Annotated in this window: 18 protein-coding genes; 7 read left to right on the forward strand and 11 right to left on the reverse strand. The window is 40.6% G+C overall.

Translation table 11 applies throughout. The features are described 5' to 3' along the window. Positions 1-47: 47 nt before the first annotated feature. Complete coding sequence (csaB, locus tag BLS23_RS07655) at positions 48-1,118, forward strand: polysaccharide pyruvyl transferase CsaB (RefSeq protein WP_167356041.1); 1,071 nt, start codon at positions 48-50, stop codon at positions 1,116-1,118. Positions 1,119-1,142: 24 nt separating this feature from the next. On the opposite strand, the gene BLS23_RS07660 is transcribed toward csaB, so the two are convergent. Next, positions 1,143-1,856, reverse strand: coding sequence for a WecB/TagA/CpsF family glycosyltransferase (locus BLS23_RS07660; RefSeq protein WP_089651960.1), 714 nt, complete (start codon positions 1,854-1,856; stop codon positions 1,143-1,145). Positions 1,857-1,872: 16 nt separating this feature from the next. After that, positions 1,873-3,150, reverse strand: coding sequence for a nucleotide sugar dehydrogenase (locus BLS23_RS07665; RefSeq protein ID WP_089651961.1), 1,278 nt, complete (start codon positions 3,148-3,150; stop codon positions 1,873-1,875). 533 nt (positions 3,151-3,683) lie between these two features. Here BLS23_RS07665 and BLS23_RS07670 point away from each other — a divergent pair. Both BLS23_RS07670 and BLS23_RS07675 read left to right on the forward strand, forming a co-directional pair. Then, complete coding sequence (locus BLS23_RS07670; RefSeq protein WP_167356042.1) at positions 3,684-5,135, forward strand: O-antigen ligase family protein; 1,452 nt, start codon at positions 3,684-3,686, stop codon at positions 5,133-5,135. An 88-nt stretch (positions 5,136-5,223) separates the two neighbouring features. Further along, positions 5,224-6,240, forward strand: a complete 1,017-nt coding sequence (locus BLS23_RS07675) for a GNAT family N-acetyltransferase (protein ID WP_089651963.1) — start codon at positions 5,224-5,226, stop codon at positions 6,238-6,240. A 45-nt stretch (positions 6,241-6,285) separates the two neighbouring features. Here BLS23_RS07675 and BLS23_RS07680 read toward each other — a convergent pair whose 3' ends face one another. Continuing rightward, the gene (locus tag BLS23_RS07680) at positions 6,286-7,368 is read right to left on the reverse strand and encodes a glycosyltransferase family 4 protein (RefSeq protein WP_089651964.1); all 1,083 of its coding nucleotides are present in this window, start codon (positions 7,366-7,368) and stop codon (positions 6,286-6,288) included. Between the two features lie 217 nt (positions 7,369-7,585). Between BLS23_RS07680 and BLS23_RS07685 the strand changes: the two genes are divergently transcribed. The 4 genes from BLS23_RS07685 to BLS23_RS07700 are packed head-to-tail and all read left to right on the forward strand — an operon-like array spanning position 7,586 to position 10,295. Then, positions 7,586-8,269, forward strand: coding sequence for a glycosyltransferase family 2 protein (locus BLS23_RS07685; RefSeq protein ID WP_089651965.1), 684 nt, complete (start codon positions 7,586-7,588; stop codon positions 8,267-8,269). Positions 8,270-8,278: 9 nt separating this feature from the next. Beyond that, positions 8,279-8,638, forward strand: a complete 360-nt coding sequence (locus BLS23_RS07690) for a DUF2304 domain-containing protein (protein WP_089651966.1) — start codon at positions 8,279-8,281, stop codon at positions 8,636-8,638. Positions 8,639-8,647: 9 nt separating this feature from the next. After that, a complete protein-coding gene (locus tag BLS23_RS07695) occupies positions 8,648-9,019 on the forward strand; it encodes an EamA family transporter (protein ID WP_089651967.1) in 372 nt (123 codons plus the stop codon). A 13-nt stretch (positions 9,020-9,032) separates the two neighbouring features. Beyond that, entirely contained in the window at positions 9,033-10,295 is a 1,263-nt protein-coding gene (locus BLS23_RS07700; protein WP_089651968.1) for an ArnT family glycosyltransferase, read from the forward strand. Positions 10,296-10,774: 479 nt separating this feature from the next. Here the strand turns inward: BLS23_RS07700 and BLS23_RS07705 are convergent, their stop codons facing one another. From BLS23_RS07705 to BLS23_RS07740, 8 genes are all read right to left on the reverse strand, one after another. Beyond that, positions 10,775-11,338, reverse strand: coding sequence for a hypothetical protein (locus BLS23_RS07705; RefSeq protein ID WP_089651969.1), 564 nt, complete (start codon positions 11,336-11,338; stop codon positions 10,775-10,777). Positions 11,339-11,373: 35 nt separating this feature from the next. Further along, positions 11,374-11,490, reverse strand: coding sequence for an anti-repressor SinI family protein (locus tag BLS23_RS07710; protein ID WP_115823905.1), 117 nt, complete (start codon positions 11,488-11,490; stop codon positions 11,374-11,376). A 24-nt stretch (positions 11,491-11,514) separates the two neighbouring features. Next, positions 11,515-11,748, reverse strand: coding sequence for a helix-turn-helix domain-containing protein (locus BLS23_RS07715; RefSeq protein WP_089651971.1), 234 nt, complete (start codon positions 11,746-11,748; stop codon positions 11,515-11,517). A 209-nt stretch (positions 11,749-11,957) separates the two neighbouring features. Continuing rightward, the gene (locus BLS23_RS07720) at positions 11,958-12,554 is read right to left on the reverse strand and encodes a helix-turn-helix domain-containing protein (RefSeq protein WP_089651972.1); all 597 of its coding nucleotides are present in this window, start codon (positions 12,552-12,554) and stop codon (positions 11,958-11,960) included. Then, complete coding sequence (locus BLS23_RS07725; RefSeq protein ID WP_089651973.1) at positions 12,494-13,144, reverse strand: hypothetical protein; 651 nt, start codon at positions 13,142-13,144, stop codon at positions 12,494-12,496. The genes BLS23_RS07720 and BLS23_RS07725 overlap by 61 nt, the downstream gene beginning before the upstream one ends. A gap of 77 nt (positions 13,145-13,221) precedes the next feature. Further along, on the reverse strand, positions 13,222-13,359 hold the full coding sequence (locus BLS23_RS07730; protein WP_089651974.1) for an anti-repressor SinI family protein: 138 nt from the start codon (positions 13,357-13,359) through the stop codon (positions 13,222-13,224). Between the two features lie 271 nt (positions 13,360-13,630). After that, on the reverse strand, positions 13,631-14,086 hold the full coding sequence (locus BLS23_RS07735; RefSeq protein WP_089651975.1) for an IDEAL domain-containing protein: 456 nt from the start codon (positions 14,084-14,086) through the stop codon (positions 13,631-13,633). Positions 14,087-14,403: 317 nt separating this feature from the next. After that, complete coding sequence (locus BLS23_RS07740; protein ID WP_089651976.1) at positions 14,404-16,110, reverse strand: phospho-sugar mutase; 1,707 nt, start codon at positions 16,108-16,110, stop codon at positions 14,404-14,406. Positions 16,111-16,116 lie beyond the last annotated feature (6 nt).

Raw genomic sequence — 16,116 nt, forward strand, 5'->3', positions numbered from 1 at the left:
AGGTGGAGGTTATTAAATATTTTATGCGAGTGGAAGAGGTGGGAACAATGAAAGTCGTACTTTCCGGTTATTACGGTTTCGATAACACAGGGGATGAAGCGATATTAAAATCGATGATCCAACATCTGAAGGCCATCGAACCTGGAATCCAAATCATTGTTCTATCTCAGAGTCCATCTAAGACGGAAAGCGATTATGGAGTATCAGCCGTGAATCGATGGGATTATAAGGCAATCATTCGAATATTAAAGGAATCGGATGGCTTGATCAGTGGTGGGGGCAGCTTATTACAAGATGCCACCGGGCCGAGGTCCGTTTTGTATTATACAGGAATCATGCATATGGCCAAATGGTTAAGGAAGCCTGTTTTCATATATGCTCAAGGGATGGGACCTATACGAAAACCTTTCCATCGACTGTTGGTTCGCATCGCTTTGAATGGGGTCACTGGAATTTCTGTTCGTGATATGAAATCAAAAGAATTCCTTGAAAGAATCGGGGTAAGAAAAAGCATTCATCTTTTCCCTGATCCCGTTTTCGGATACGACTACAAGGATATGGAAGAAGACCGAAATTCACAAAAACCTTTGATTGCTGTGAGTATTCGTGAATGGGGCGGCTCAGATAAACTTGTAGAGAAGTTAACGGAAGCATTCACCGGCTGTATAGAAAAAGGGTATCGCCTTCGTTTCATCCCTATGCACGGAGAATCGGATGAAGCCTTTTCTAATAAAGTTGCCCAACGTTTGAATCAGGATGTAGAGGTCGTATCCGGCCACATGTCGATCGATGAAAAATTGCATTTGTTGTCAGAGGCGGACGTATTGATCGGCATGCGCCTTCATTCCCTTATTTTTGCAGGTGTTTGCTCTGTGCCGTTTGTCGCCCTTTCCTACGATCCTAAAATTGATGCATTGGCAGACCAACTCGATTTTCCTGTCACCGTCGATGTCAACGACCCGGGTTGGGAGTCTTCAGCCATTACGAAAGAAGTCGAGCGACTGTATGAAGATTTGCCCGCTCACAAAGAAAAGCTGGAACATACGGTTTCTACCTTATCGAGGAGAGCGAAGGAAACGGCGCGAGCGGCTTTGCATCACATCCAACAAAAAAAATAGAGAGCATCTTGAGGTGGATGCTCTCTATTTTTTCGTTTTCAAAACCTTCAACAAGAATGTAGGTAACTTGATTTGACGTTTGATCCTCCACGGTTCTTTAATGAGTCTGTACAACCATTCAAGACCGACTTTTTGGAAGACAGCTGGTGCCCGTTTCACCCGTCCGGACAAAACGTCAAAAGAACCCCCTACTCCCTGGAAGACTTTCGCGTCCATTTCTTCCATGTGGTCGACAATCCAGTATTCCTGTCTAGGACTGCCTAATGCCACAAAGACAATATCAGGTTTTGCCTGATTAATGGTATCTTTTATATGATCCTGGTCTTTTTCATAACCATCGATGATGCCGGCTATTTTCAAATCCGGATACATTTCTTTTAAACGATGACTGGCCTTTTCTGCTACTCCAGGCTTTGCTCCATATAAAAATACGGATTTTCCATGAAGGGAAGCTTGTTCGCATAAGGCGAGCAGCATATCAATACCGGTGACTCGCTCACGTATCGTACCGCCGGTCATTCTGGAAGCGATAAGAATTCCCACACCATCAGGAATCTGATAGGTGGCGGTATTCAACAAATGTAACAAGTCTGCATCCTTCTGCGCCTGCAATATTTTTTCAGGGTTGATGGCCACAATAAAGGACTTGCGGTGCTCATTAATATCCGTCATTATATTTTTCTTGAGCTGATCGTATGTGTAATTACTAACGTCAACCCCTAAAAACTTTTCCTTCATGTTTTCACCTAGACCCTTATCCGTTTTTTGAATCTCCCAAGCGCTTCGTTACGAATCCTGCATTTTTCCATTCATCTAACGATAACGCATTTTTCGTATCAAAGACAAGCCTATTTTTCATTTTACCTTTTATATACTCAGGGTCAAGTTGTTTAAACTCATCATGATCTGTGAGGATGACAAGAATGTCGGCATCCTTGAGCGCTTCGTCCATATCCTGTGTTTGGTTAGAAGCCACATTTTCTTTAATATGAGGGTCAAACGTAGTGAAACTGATCCCTTTTTCAACGAGTTCCATGATCACTTTCAGAGATGGGCTTTCCCTTTGGTCATCAATGTTTGCTTTAAACGAAAGACCGAACAAAGCCACTTTCGGATCGTTGATGAATTGTTCTTTCGATATTTGCTGAATTTGTTCAGCCGTATACGTCGGCATGTAATCATTCGTATTCCGAGACAGCTGAATGATTTTAGAAAGATCAGGTTCAATTTCTGCTAAGAACCATGGGTCAACAGCGATACAGTGTCCGCCGACACCAGGGCCCGGCGTATGAATGTTCACACGTGGGTGATAATTGGCCAGCTTGATCGCTTCCCATGAATTCACACCGATTTTATCACTGATTAAAGCCAATTCATTGGCAAAAGCGATATTCACATCTCGGTATGTGTTTTCGATAACCTTAGCCATTTCTGCTGTTGTGGCATCCGTTAAATGGATGTTTCCTTTAACAAAAGATTCATAAAGGTCCTTTGTCATCGTAGAAGACTTATCATTGATTCCACCAACAATCCTGTCATTATCCACTAATTCTTGGAAAACTTTCCCTGGAATAACTCTTTCCGGAGAGTGAGAAACGAAAAGTTCTTCGCCGATGGATAGTCCCGTCTGTTCTAAGACTGGAATCATGACATCTTCAACCGTTCTCGGTGGTACGGTGGATTCCAGGATCACTAAGTTCCCTTCTTTAACAAAAGGCACAATCGCTTCTGTCGCTTTCCTTACGTAATCAAGGTTCGCTGTTTTATCTTCACGGATTGGAGATGGTACGGCAATGACGAAGACATCTGCTTCCGTAGGTTCTACCGAAGCTTTGAACAATCCAGCATCAACGGCTTCTTCCAACCGTTCCTGCAATCCATTCTCTTCTATATGAAGTTGTTTATTGTTGATCATTTCTACTGCTTTATGGTTGATATCCACTCCATGAACTTTATGGCCGTGAATAGCAAACATTACTGATGTGGGCAGCCCGATATAACCTAACCCGACAACACATAATGACTTCTTCATTCCAATACTCCCTTTCTCTTCCAAACATTCCTGCTGATCATCTTAACCAGATGCACTCACGATTGGCCGGTAATCCTTAAAAGGCGACCTGATGTGGATGAATTGTAATGATTTGTTCCATGATAATATAAAAACATAATTTCCTATGTAGAAATTAGTTTATTCTTTGAATATCTTTGTTTCGATTATGCTTAAAAGCGCTTTGTTTATATTATTCGTTTCTTCAGCCGGTTTGTGACGTTCCATTCAGACATTCATACTATTCTGTTTATTGCGAATAATCCCTTGTTTCCATTACTCGTATTATCTGTTTACACGAAGCATTCTATCCTGTAGATCCAATGGGAATTTCAATTATGATCATGTATTCACAACTATTCATTATACTTGTTTTTCCCTTGGAGCATCAACATAAATTTCGACTTCTCAACGCCGTTAGACAAGTTCGATCATTTATAGACAGCTTCCATGTAATGGTTTATACTTCAATGTGGCTAAACCCATATTCAAGGAAACTTACTGAGGTGTTATTCATGTCGAAATTATTAAACAGAGAACTGTTCGAAAAGCTCTTATTGATCTTCATCATCATACAGCCAATACTAGATATTTTAACATACTTTTCAATGCAAGCGTTGAATGCGAGCCTGACAATCGGCATAATCGTCCGAGTCCTTTTCATGGCCGCTTCCCTCTGGTTTATCTTCTTTGGTAATTCCAGCCGCTTAAAGAAATACGTCATTACTTACTTAATAGCCTTAGCCGCTGTGCTCACGATCGGGTTGATTTATAACTTTTTTGCAAAACCGATCTTTAATCCGTTCCTTGAACTGCAGTTCCTGGCGAAAACCGTCTATTTCCCGATTATGCTCGGGGCGTATCTGTTATTGTTTACCACGTTAGATAAAACGTTAATCGTACGTATGCGAATCATGAAAGCCATCACGATTGCGATGGTCATCATCGCTGTCAGTATGTTCATTGCCATCCTTACTGGAACGTCTTCAGAAACGTATGAATGGAACAAGTTCGGATTTAAAGGCTGGTTCAACTCCGGAAATGAAATCGGCTCAATCATCGCCATTTCATTCCCATTGGTCTATATCTATACGTTGAATAAAGTCGACAACCTTAAAAAGCTGTATTACTTTATCCCGATGATCTTCATTGCACTTGTATCCATCCTTCTCGGGACGAAAGTCGGTTTCTTCGCCGTCTTAGGTGCTTCGGTCATTGTCTTTGTGAGCTATCTTATTTATTGGTTGATTTCAAAAGTGAAAGCAACGACAAAAGAATCTCACCTGCATTTACGATTGATCAGCTCTCTGATCTTTTTGATTCTATTCTTGGTTGCCACGCCATTCTCTCCGACTTTCTCGAACGTTTCAGGAGATGTCGGTCAGATCAATGAACAAAGAGAAGCCACGGAAGACCCTGATCAAGATGGAATTGAAGAAGGAGCCGGTGAGGATCCTTCAGGAGAAGAAGGAGATGGAACCAAAGGCGGAGATGATGCTGCTGCAGCCCTTGGCGAGCAGGCACTGATTGAATCTCCTATCCTTAAAATCATCTTGAGTTCACGGAACATTTATTTCGCTCACATCTACGGCATGTATGAAGAAGCAGATGTTGTACAGAAGACCTTCGGAATGGGGTACGCGGGAAATTATGAGGACATTCGAAAGTTGATAGAAATGGATTTCTTTGACCTCTTTTTCTCTTTCGGTATTCTAGGAATCCTTTTAATCCTTACACCATTCTTAATTATCGCTGGCCTGTTCTTGAAGCTGCTCTTTAAAGCGCCGGGAGAAATGTTACATCCACAAAACATTTTGATCTTACTGTCCATCGGATTTGGTACGGGAATCGCGTTTTTAGCAGGGCACGTGCTCTACGCCCCCGCGGTAAGTATCTATCTTGCCATCAGTATCGTATTGTTATTGACGAATATGCTTCATCTTAATAATCGTTTGCGTAAAGCTTAACGACTGTGAGGACTCCTATTTCAGGAGTCCTCACTTTCTTTCATCTGTTATAATGTGAAAGCAATACACCTTGAAAGGAAAGAAAACTATGACTGTCAGACATTATCAGCCTGGAGATGAAAATCAAATTCAGGAACTTTTCAAGAAAACGTTTCGCCAAGATCGCTCCCTCCAGTCTTGGAGTTGGAAATTTATAGATAACCCAAAACAAACGGAGCCGTTTATTCTCTTGTACGATGAAGGTGGCAAAATTCTCGGCCACATTAGTTTATGGATAACTGAAGCCTATATCGACGGAAAGAAATCAAAGATTGGGCTGCGAGCCGATACGATGGTGGATCCTGAAGCCAGAGGCAAAGGCATTTATAAGAAATTAAACGATTCGTTGCTCGTCGAAGCTGAACATGCGGGCATAGACTACCTCTATGGTTTCCCTGCCCCAAAAGCTAAAGAGTTGTTCCTGCGCTATACAGGAGCCCATCATATGACTGACATGCCTCGCTGGATGTTTATCCAGCAGCCTTTTTCGCTTTTATCAACAAAAGTAAGTCCTATAGGGATTTTTAAACCATTCGATAAGATCTATAAGAAATTCAGAGGACCTAAACGAATAGACAATGATTATACGTTCAAGAAAATCAACAAGTGCGACCACTCCTTTGACCGCCTTGCCGATCAAGTAAGAGACCATTCACACGTTATGGTAGTAAGAGATTCCGCCTACTTGAATTGGAGATATCATGATCACCCGGAAAACACCTATGACATGTACGGTTTATATGAAGGCGAAGAGTTAAAAGGATATGTGGTAACGACAAAGGAAGAAGGGAAATTCACAAACGGATTCATCGTGGATTGGCTTGCCCTTCATGATGATGTCTGGCCATTGCTTCTGCACCAGGCTTTTCTCAATCTTCACGATGCCGATATCATCCAGACCTGGTGTTTAGAACACTCCCCACCGGTTAAGGCGCTGAAGAAACAAGGATTTGTCCATAAAGACAGTCCTATGCCCCTTGTTGGTAAAGAAATTTCAGCCCATACCGTCGGGTTGGAAAACCCAGAGAAGTGGTTTATTACACCTGGAGATGTAGACTCCTTTTAAACGAACCTAAAAAAGTCTTGCTGACTTCTGTCAGCAAGACTTTTTTTAATGGTCTTTCTCTTTCTTTTTTTCATTTTTCGTAAAGAGGTCAATGAGTGGGCGTTTCCCTCGATACACGACACCAGTCATTTCCGCAAATAAGTGCAGCAATAATAGCAAAACGAACGTGATGATCAAAGAGATCCCGAAAGACGTTAAGGAGAATAATAGAGCTAAAAACCCGAATAATGCACTGAAGGCATAAATGATAAGCACAGTGGCTCGATGACTAAAGCCCGCAGCTAAAATTTGATAGTGGATGTGTTTATTATCCGGCATCATGATTTTCTGTTTGTTGATAAGCCTTCTTAATATGGAAAAGAGTGTATCAAATACCGGAATGGCCAGAACGATAATCGGAATCACAAAGCTGAACAGGGTCACGTTTTTAAATAAGCCGACCATTGAAATGACAGCCATCGAATACCCTAAGAAAAGAGAGCCGGTATCCCCCATGTAAATGCGTGCTGGATAAAAGTTATGGAAAAGGAAGCCAATATTGCTTCCGATTAAGACAATACATAGGTAAACAATAGCCACTTGCGGTTCAATGGCCAGCGCCATAACAGCAATGCTGATTAAGGAAATGGTCGAAACACCAGCTGCAAGTCCATCAAGTCCATCAATTAAGTTAATGGCATTCGTAATTCCAATGATCCAAAAGAATGTGAATAGGATACTGAGGGGCTCATTTAATGTGACCATCCCAATAAAAGGGATGCTCAACACATCGATTTTCAACCCCGAGAAGATCAGAATAGCCGCAGCTAACACTTGTCCCCCAAGTTTCATGATCGGGCGTATTTGAAAACGATCATCAAAAAGCCCTGTCAACACGATAATGATGGCTCCGATACAGATGGGAATGATGTAAGGCAGATCCGGACGTATAAAAAGAATCCCCGCTGCAGCCCCTCCAAATATGGCAAGTCCCCCCATCCGAGGAGTCACTTCTTTATGTATTTTCCGTAGTTCAGGATAGTCCATCATCTTCCATTTCACCGCTAACTTCATAACCGGGAAGACGAGCAGATAACTGACGGTCATGGAAAGTATAATCGCTATTGTCATTTCTACATATATGTTCATAAAAATCCTCACTTATTTTTAATATTTACGTGATTTTGGCGGTTACATTATATCATACGGATGCAACCATCATGTCGTTTATTGTAAAAAATTATCTAATTTCCAATTTCACAGGAGAATTTGAGCATGTACCTCTTCCTACTGTATGTTACAATATTCTTTGTGCAGAAATATTTGAAACATTATTTTCCATTATGGAAGGGAGAAAAAAGAACGTATGAAGGTTCTTATCATTATACCAGCTTATAATGAAGAAGATTCGATTTATGATACCGTTCAAAGTGTAAAAGCATCGACGAACTATGACTATATCGTTATTAATGACGGTTCAAAAGACCGCACCCCCTATATTCTCGAAGAAAATGGCATCCATCACCTGACCCTTCCTAATAACTTAGGAATTGGGGGAGCCATGCAAACCGGTTACAAGTATGCGTTAAGGAACGGTTATGATTACGCGATTCAACTGGATGCCGACGGTCAGCATAACCCTGTAGATTTGAGAAACTTGATAGATGAAATTGAAAATACAGGGTATGACATGATCATAGGTTCCCGATTTGTGGAGCGCAGTGGTTATAAAGGCAGCGTCACAAGAAGAATCGGAATCTATTACTTTTATGCCATGCTTAAACTACTTGCTAGAATCAGAATTACCGATCCGACCTCTGGTTATCGAGTAGCTAACCGAAGAGTCATTGCGGAATTTGCCAATCATTATCCTATTGATTATCCAGAAGTGGAAGTGTTGGTTCATTTGACGAAGAAGAATTTCAAAATCAAAGAAATTAAAGTTGAAATGAACAACCGACAGGGAGGGCAATCTTCCATTACTCCCGTCAAGTCTATTTATTATATGACAAAAGTCACATACTTCTCTTTAATCAGGTCGATATTTTAAGGAGGACATATGAGCATCGTACAAATCATCGTTATTGTCTCAGCTTTATTCTTTTTCGCACAAGTGATGTACTTCACTTCCAAAAATAAATTACAAGATCAACAAGCGTTTATATGGTTGATGTTTGCAAGCATCGGTGTCTTACTGGCATTATTCTTGGATAAAATCAATCAGCTCGCTGGTTCCATCGGGATTGCTTATATGCCATCCCTTATTTTCGTACTCGCGTTCTTAATCATCTTGAATCTATTAATCTTTCACACCATCAGTCTTACGAAACAACAAAACAAAGTTAAAAATTTAACTCAGGAATTAGCTTATTTAAATAAAGAAATAAGAGAAATAAAGAAAAATCAACTCAAAGGATAGATGTTTTAAATGGGAATCGTGAACTTTGGTTTAATCTTTTTGAACACCCTTGTATTAGTTTCCGGACAATTTTTATGGAAGTATGGCCTCATGCAGAAAGAAGTCAACTTTCAAAATATCAGTGAAATCATTTCATTATTTTTATCACCTTTTATCATTGGAGGACTGACTCTATACGGATTTGCAACCGTCCTTTGGTTGTTTATCTTAACAAGAGTCCCACTCAGTGTAGCTTACCCTATTCAAAGCATCGCCTATATTCTTGCTGTATTTGGCGCTTATTTTATCTTTAATGAACCTCTTTCTACGACTAAAATCGCCGGTGTCCTATTAATCATGATCGGGGTTTCACTGATCGGTTTCTCCAGTAACAGCATGTAAGGAGCACGACATAATGATTTCTTTTTTTAAACGATATCAAAACCACTTCATCTGGGTAATTGTGGGACTAGCATTGGCCATACGGTTAACTGCTCTTTTCAATTATGGATTGTCTCTTTTTCTAAACAGTGACGATGCTGGATATATCTCTAGTGCTGTTACGTTTCTTGAAACGGGTATGCTTACCTATCATGACCCTACACATCCGACCGTCCACATCATGCCCGGCCAGACAGTCCTGTTAGCAGGCGTCTTCTTTTTTCTTGGCCATGGAGATGTAGGCATTTATGCAGCTAAAACCTTATTCATCCTATTAGGTACATTGAATGTGTATCTCGTTTATTGCCTTGGCAAGTACATAGCCAATATCAAGGTCGGGCTTATAGCCGCCTTTTTCTTAGCCATTTTTGTACCCCAAGTATTGACGGATAATTTATTGTTGACGGAAACACCATTTATGACCTGCTTGCTTGGTCTCATCTATTTTTCCATTAAATTAGCCAATGAAAAGAAAATGTCTCAATTCTTTCTTGTTATGCTTTTTTACGTTAGTGCAATCATGTTTAAAGCTACGATCGCTTTATATCCATTTGTACTGCTCATCTATCTCATCACTAAAAAGTACCCATTCAAACTAGCGGTAAAACAAGCGCTGATCGCGATTGGTATTTTACTCATCACTCTCGGCCCATGGTGGGTCAGGAATTATATCCATTATGATGAGTTCATCCCACTCACAGGTGGTTCTGGGAACCCTCTTCTTCTAGGAACCTATCAGGGACATGGATATAATATTGGCGAACCTTATGAAAAAGTCAAACAAGAGATTAAAGAGATGGACACTGAACATGCCTACGAAAGATTAAGTCTGCAAAAAGAAGCAGCCATAGAAAGAATTAAAACATGGTGGGAAGAGGACCCAAGGCTGTTTTTAAAGTCTTATATCGAATTTAAAACCATTCATCAATGGGAAACTCAATTTTACTGGATTGAAATTTTCAACATAAGCAAGGAACTGATCAATAAAATCCAAGTTTGGATCATGTACTTAGGATTAGCTTCCTTAACGGTCTTTTTCATGCTGAGGGAAGGGAAAAGGGAATACATGTTTTTGCTATTGCTCATTCTCTACACGACAACCTTAAACAATATTTTCTTTTCCTATGACCGGTACAACCAACCTTTCATGTTCATAATATTCTTATTCATTGCAGGTTTTCTGACCACATCCATTCAATTGCTTAAGGAAAAAGCATTTCCCGTAAAGCCGCAATAAAAAAAGACGTCCACGAAGGGCGTCTTTTTTTTATTCTTGAAGCTGCTCTATTAATTGATCAATAACTTCTCTAGACGATAGCAATTCAGCATTTTCTGTTCTTTGAATAATGTTCTGTAACACTTCCTGTAAATTATCCATGCTACCCACCTTTTCTTTTCTCTTAATCTCTTATATTTACTTAAACCTTCGTCTTTAAACGACTTTTTCTGACGGCTGTCTATGTATTTACGATATTAGACGACTCCATCTGTTAAAAGGTTTCAAAAATCTATTTATTTCCTGGGAAATATGTCTAAATAACAAACGCTCATATAATAATAGCTTAATTTTTAGATAATTAAAAGCATTTTATTATTAATTTATGAAAATTCCAACCTCCCGTGAATGAAACAATTAAAAAGCCTAGCCCAAAATAATCTGGTTGAACTAAGCTTCCATCATTCATAACATTTTACAGGAGACGTTCGACGCTCTATTTAAGAAACGGTAGCCCATGTTCTCCGGAGTGTCCTGAGCTTATAACTCCCTCCAACGTCAAACCTGTGCACATGTTTTTGGATGACCTCCAAGCCTTCTACATGGTAAGTGAAGAAGATGACCGCAGGGTGCATGAAGGAATCATAAAAGAAGATGGGATTGAAACTTCTGTTCACCTTTTTTAACTTCCACTTTCCTAGTAAATCCAATTGACGAACATAATCATCATCAATGATCGCCTGTGATATGACATCCGTTCTTTGATCACTATACTCTAACAGGTGATGGTAACAAATCGTTGCTTGTACATAAGATAAGGGAGACTCATCTCCTGCAATGCTTAACATAAATTCATTCTCAATGCCTCGTTCATGGTGATTCGCAAAAACATCATTGTTTGAACACAATAAAGACCATCCATGTTTCAGGTATAGTTGCGAATACTGATCGACCACACCATCTAAACGGATGCTTTCTTCCGTTTTTAGTGGGATGGGAGGAATGGGAAGATTAATCCTATTTTTAAAGGTGGCTTCACGCTTAAATATCGTTTTATTTTTCACACATGCTCCTCCTCCCGTACCTTTTTAAGAAGCTCTTAGTATTTTTTGTTTTGCAGAAAACCTTTGATGTCATTTATGGAGAGCCCCAGTTCTTTGGCTTCTTTAATTAGATCCAGCCACTCGTTATCTATTCGATTTTCATCATTCCCCAAACCTTTTCTCCTTTCATTCAAGCCTCATTTCACTTTCGTTTTGTCGTCTTCACCGTACTTATGTGTCAGTAATTCTTCTAATGGAACATCTAGTGTCTTTGCTAGCTTTCCCATGATAATCAATGATGGATTTTTTTGTACGTCTCGCTCAATATTACTAATGTACGACTTAGAAACACCGGACTTTTTCGCAAATTCGTTGACAGACAGCCCTTTTCCTACACGCAGCACACGGATTTTCTCCCCAATAGACATCATCCATGTTCCCTCACCTTCTTTGAAATTGATCTTCCATTCTCGTGTTCTCTATAAAGAATATTATAATATTTCAGTTCTTAAAAAGAAACACTGGAATTTGTTTACTATCTACGTTTTATAAACAAAATACTACTGATATCATGGATATCCTCTATTTTCATTTCTTTTTTGAGAACAAAAAAACAGCCAGGATAACTTTCCCTGGCTGTTTACCCCTTTTCCATTTGATATTTTCGTCTGAACTCTTTGGGACCGATGCCCTCTATACTTTTAAAAACTCTCGTGAAGTAGCTTTGGCTGTTGTATCCGAGTAACGTACTAATATCCATCAACGAGTGCTGGGTGATTAAGAGGAGCTCTTTCGCTTCCTTAATTCGCTGCTGGTTAATGAAATGAGTGATGGACACCCCTTTCTCTTTCGTAAACACCCCTGACAAGTAGTTGGGATTTACTTTCAACGTTTCTGCGATGCTCTTCAGTGTGAGCTCCTTCGTCAAATTCTGAAAAATATATTTCTGGGCTCGTTCGACAAGTGGCGAATGGAAAGGCTGTTCATCTACCTTTTTAATCCGATCTAAAAATGATTGCAGAATGTTCAGTTCGAGAGATTTCAAGTCTTCCACCAAAGCCTTTGACTCTAAGAAATTGATATAGAAGTCACAAAGGGAAGTGATTTCATCCTGTTGGGATCCTTTTTCAATGCATATGTAACCTAACTCCGATACAAGACGGATGATATGATTCTTCATCGTTCGCACGTCAGGGTTGATGAGAGCTTTTTCTCTGTGCGCCTGATACTCTTCCAAAGCTCGTGCATCCCCTTTTTTAAAGAGATCAATAAAATGTTGTTTCGATGCGATGATTTCAGGGTATGAGTGAAGCGACTGTGTAAAAGTTTGATATTGGCTGCGGATTTTTCTTCCTCTAGTGCATACCTTACTTTCTTTTCTTTTTTCGGAAATAGTTGGTTAAGCAACCGTTTAACCGACTGAATCTGAACTTGATTCAATATAGGAAGCTGTTGGTAATATTGAACGAACTGTTCTTCGTAAGTCGCATCAAGATCATTCATGACAAGACTCATCTTCACATGTTTTCTTGATACATCCTGTTGCAAAAATGGACCTACACCTAACACATATTCTTTTCCTTCCATCTTTATAGGATATAAAAAAAGATGTTGGTCATAAGGGTCTGTAAACATCTGAATGGTGTATGGACGTTTTCTGCTCTCATTAATATAACTTCTATGTAAGTCTCTTAGCACGGACGGTGGTTTTTGAAAGCTGTCAGGAAAATGGTAGGACAATTTGTTACGGTCGTTAATTAACAAAACCGGGGTGTTTAGAGCGATGGAACAATCCTTTAATAAATTTATAATTTCATATTTCGTCATGATAGACCCCTCACTGCGTCATAATACTCATTACTTCTATCATGTCAAAAAAAGAACACCCTTTCAAGTAAAGGGTGTCAAACCGTCTTCTTTTGTTTTTGATTCTTTTGTAAAAAGCGTTTAACCTCTTCCGTACTTAATCCCAGCGCTTTCGCTTCCTTTAAAAGTGTAACCCACTCGTCATCCAACTTACACTCTCTACGCATCGTCTCCATCCGGACAACCTCCCCCTATACTGGTTAGATCTGATGAGGTGAGCTTCATGAACGATCGTAATCTTTATTCACATGAGCTCCGTGCTCTCGCTAATCGTTTTATTAATTACTATTATAATAGATGGGTATAGATGGAAATTTAACATTATTCACTTTTTTATCACAAATTTCAGATAGTTTTCTGATTTTTCTATAAATTTATTGTAGTATTATGTAGAATAGAGTTTCTGTAAAAATGCCCAGGTATGAGAGCCGTCATACCTGGGTACTTTTACGTGTACATGTTATTCCATTTTTCAGTGAGAAGACGGAAGGCGTCTTCATCATTTTGATCGATCGCCTTGTCGATGAGGCGTCGAAGGTTGTTTTTTTCTAATTCACGGATGATTTCCTTCACTTCTTTAGATGATTGCTGACTGATTTCGATCCCCTCTTCATAATACGGCGACACAATCGAATGAAGGTGCTTGATAAATTCAGGCAGTTGGAGTAAATCGGAGACAGAAACATAAACCATTTTCTTGCCTCGCTGGAAGACGAATATATCGAAAACGTTATGCACCCGTTGACGATTGCGGTCGATTATAATTTCTCTTGATTCCATTGGGATGAACTGATACAACTCGTTGTCAATAAATAGCGAAAAGTACTGGTAGGCTAGAACGACTCGAATGAAGCGTTTGTCTTCTTTAACATAGTATGGTTTAAGCATTTTTATGTTCAACATGGGCCCACCCCTTTTTCGTTAAATCTGAATTTTCAGTATTTTATTCTATTATCGCGTATTTGTCAACAAAATGAAAGCGATTTATATGGAATGGGCTGTGGGTGTTCGTTTGTTTTGAGGATGGTGTTGGCGGGTGGGTGCATAGTGACTTAAGGATGATGGATAACGACCTAACGAAGCGGAATAGCGACTTAACGCTGGGGGATAACGACCTAACTGAGGAGCATAGCGCCCTAACGTAGGTTCATAACGACTTAACGTAAATCCATAATAAAAAAAACTCGATTCCGCGGGAAACGGAATCGAGGATTAATGATTTAGATGAGCGCATGCAAGCGTTCGTTAACAGTTGCTTTCACTGCGGCCAGTAGTTCTTCACTTTCTTTTCTAGTCCCGGACTTCACACCGTAATAAAACTTGATCTTCGGTTCTGTGCCTGATGGGCGTAAACAGAACCAGCAATCGTCTTCGAGGATGAACTTGACGACATTGGATGTCGGAAGATCGATTTCCTCTTCCGTTCCGTCCTGTACATGTTTACGAATGGTCGTCGCGTAATCTTCGATGGCAACGACTTTCTTTCCACCCGCTTGTTTGATTTCAGCGTTACGGAAGTCATCCATGATAGCCTGGATTTGTTCAGTCCCTGATTTCCCTTCGAGCTTCATGGATTGAAGGTCTTCCAGGAAGTAGCCGTGCTTTTCATACAACTCATCAAGAGCGTCCAGCAACGTTTTGCCTTGATTCTTCCAGTGCGCACCAACTTCTGCTGCAAGGACAGCAGCCTGGACGGCGTCTTTATCACGGGCAAAGTCTTTGACGAGATACCCGTAGCTTTCCTCATAACCGAACATGAACGTGTGCTCGCCTGTCTGTTCGTATTCACGGATCTTTTCACCGATGAACTTGAAGCCTGTCAATGTATCGAGGGAACGGATGCCGTAAGAGTTTGAGATGACCCGACCGAATTCAGACGTTACAATCGTCTTGATCAGGAGACCGTTTTTCGGCAATTGTTCGGATTGACCGAGGATGTAATCCAGTAAAAGCGCTCCAGTCTGGTTACCTGTAAGGACGACATATTCGCCTTTTTCGTTCGGAACAGCAATCCCAAGGCGGTCGGCATCAGGATCTGTCGCCATCAATAAGTCAGCACCGATGGCTTTCCCTTGTTCAATCGCCATTTCGAAAGCCTGATGTTCCTCAGGGTTCGGAGATGCGACGGTAGAAAATTCAGGATCCGGCTTCGCTTGTTCTTCTACGATATGAATAGACGTGAATCCACTTTGCTCCAGTCCTTTTTCCACAAGATCACGAGCGGTTCCGTGCAGTGGTGTGAACACGAGGGATAGGTCCTTTTTGATATCCGGCTGGACGGTTACACCTTTCAGTGCTTCCAGATAAGCCGCATCAACTTCATCATCAATCCAGCGAAGCAGTCCTTTTTCTTCAAGCTCCTGCTGATCAGCTGCTTCGACTTTCAATTCGTTTTCCACTTTGTTTACAAAATCAATCATGATTTCCGCCTGCTCAGGAGGAAGTTGACCGCCGTCCTCGTTGTAGGCTTTGAAACCATTGTATTCCGGAGGGTTGTGGCTTGCCGTTACGACAACGCCTGCCGCAGCGTTCAAATGACGGACAGCGAAAGATAATTCCGGTGTCGGTCTTAAGGACGTGAATACGTAAGAAGGAATGCCGTGGTGACCAAGGACACGAGCGGTTTCAACAGCAAACTCCTTGGACATATATCGAGAGTCATAAGCGATCGCTACGCCCCTGTTGGACAAGCCCTGATCGTTGACATACGTAGCCAGACCCTCGGCTGCTTTTCTCACCGTGTAGATGTTCATGCGGTTTGTTCCTGGTCCGAGCTTTCCGCGCATTCCACCTGTCCCGAATTCCAGGTTCTTGTAGAAAGCATCTTCCAAAGATTGCTCATCTGATGTTAGTTCTTCTAGATTTGATGCAAGATCGGCATCAAGTTCGGTAAATTCTTTCCAACGGTTGTAATCATTTTTCCACATGCACAA

Source organism: Halobacillus aidingensis (assembly GCF_900104185.1).
Classification (GTDB): Bacteria; Bacillota; Bacilli; order Bacillales; family Halobacillaceae; genus Halobacillus; species Halobacillus aidingensis.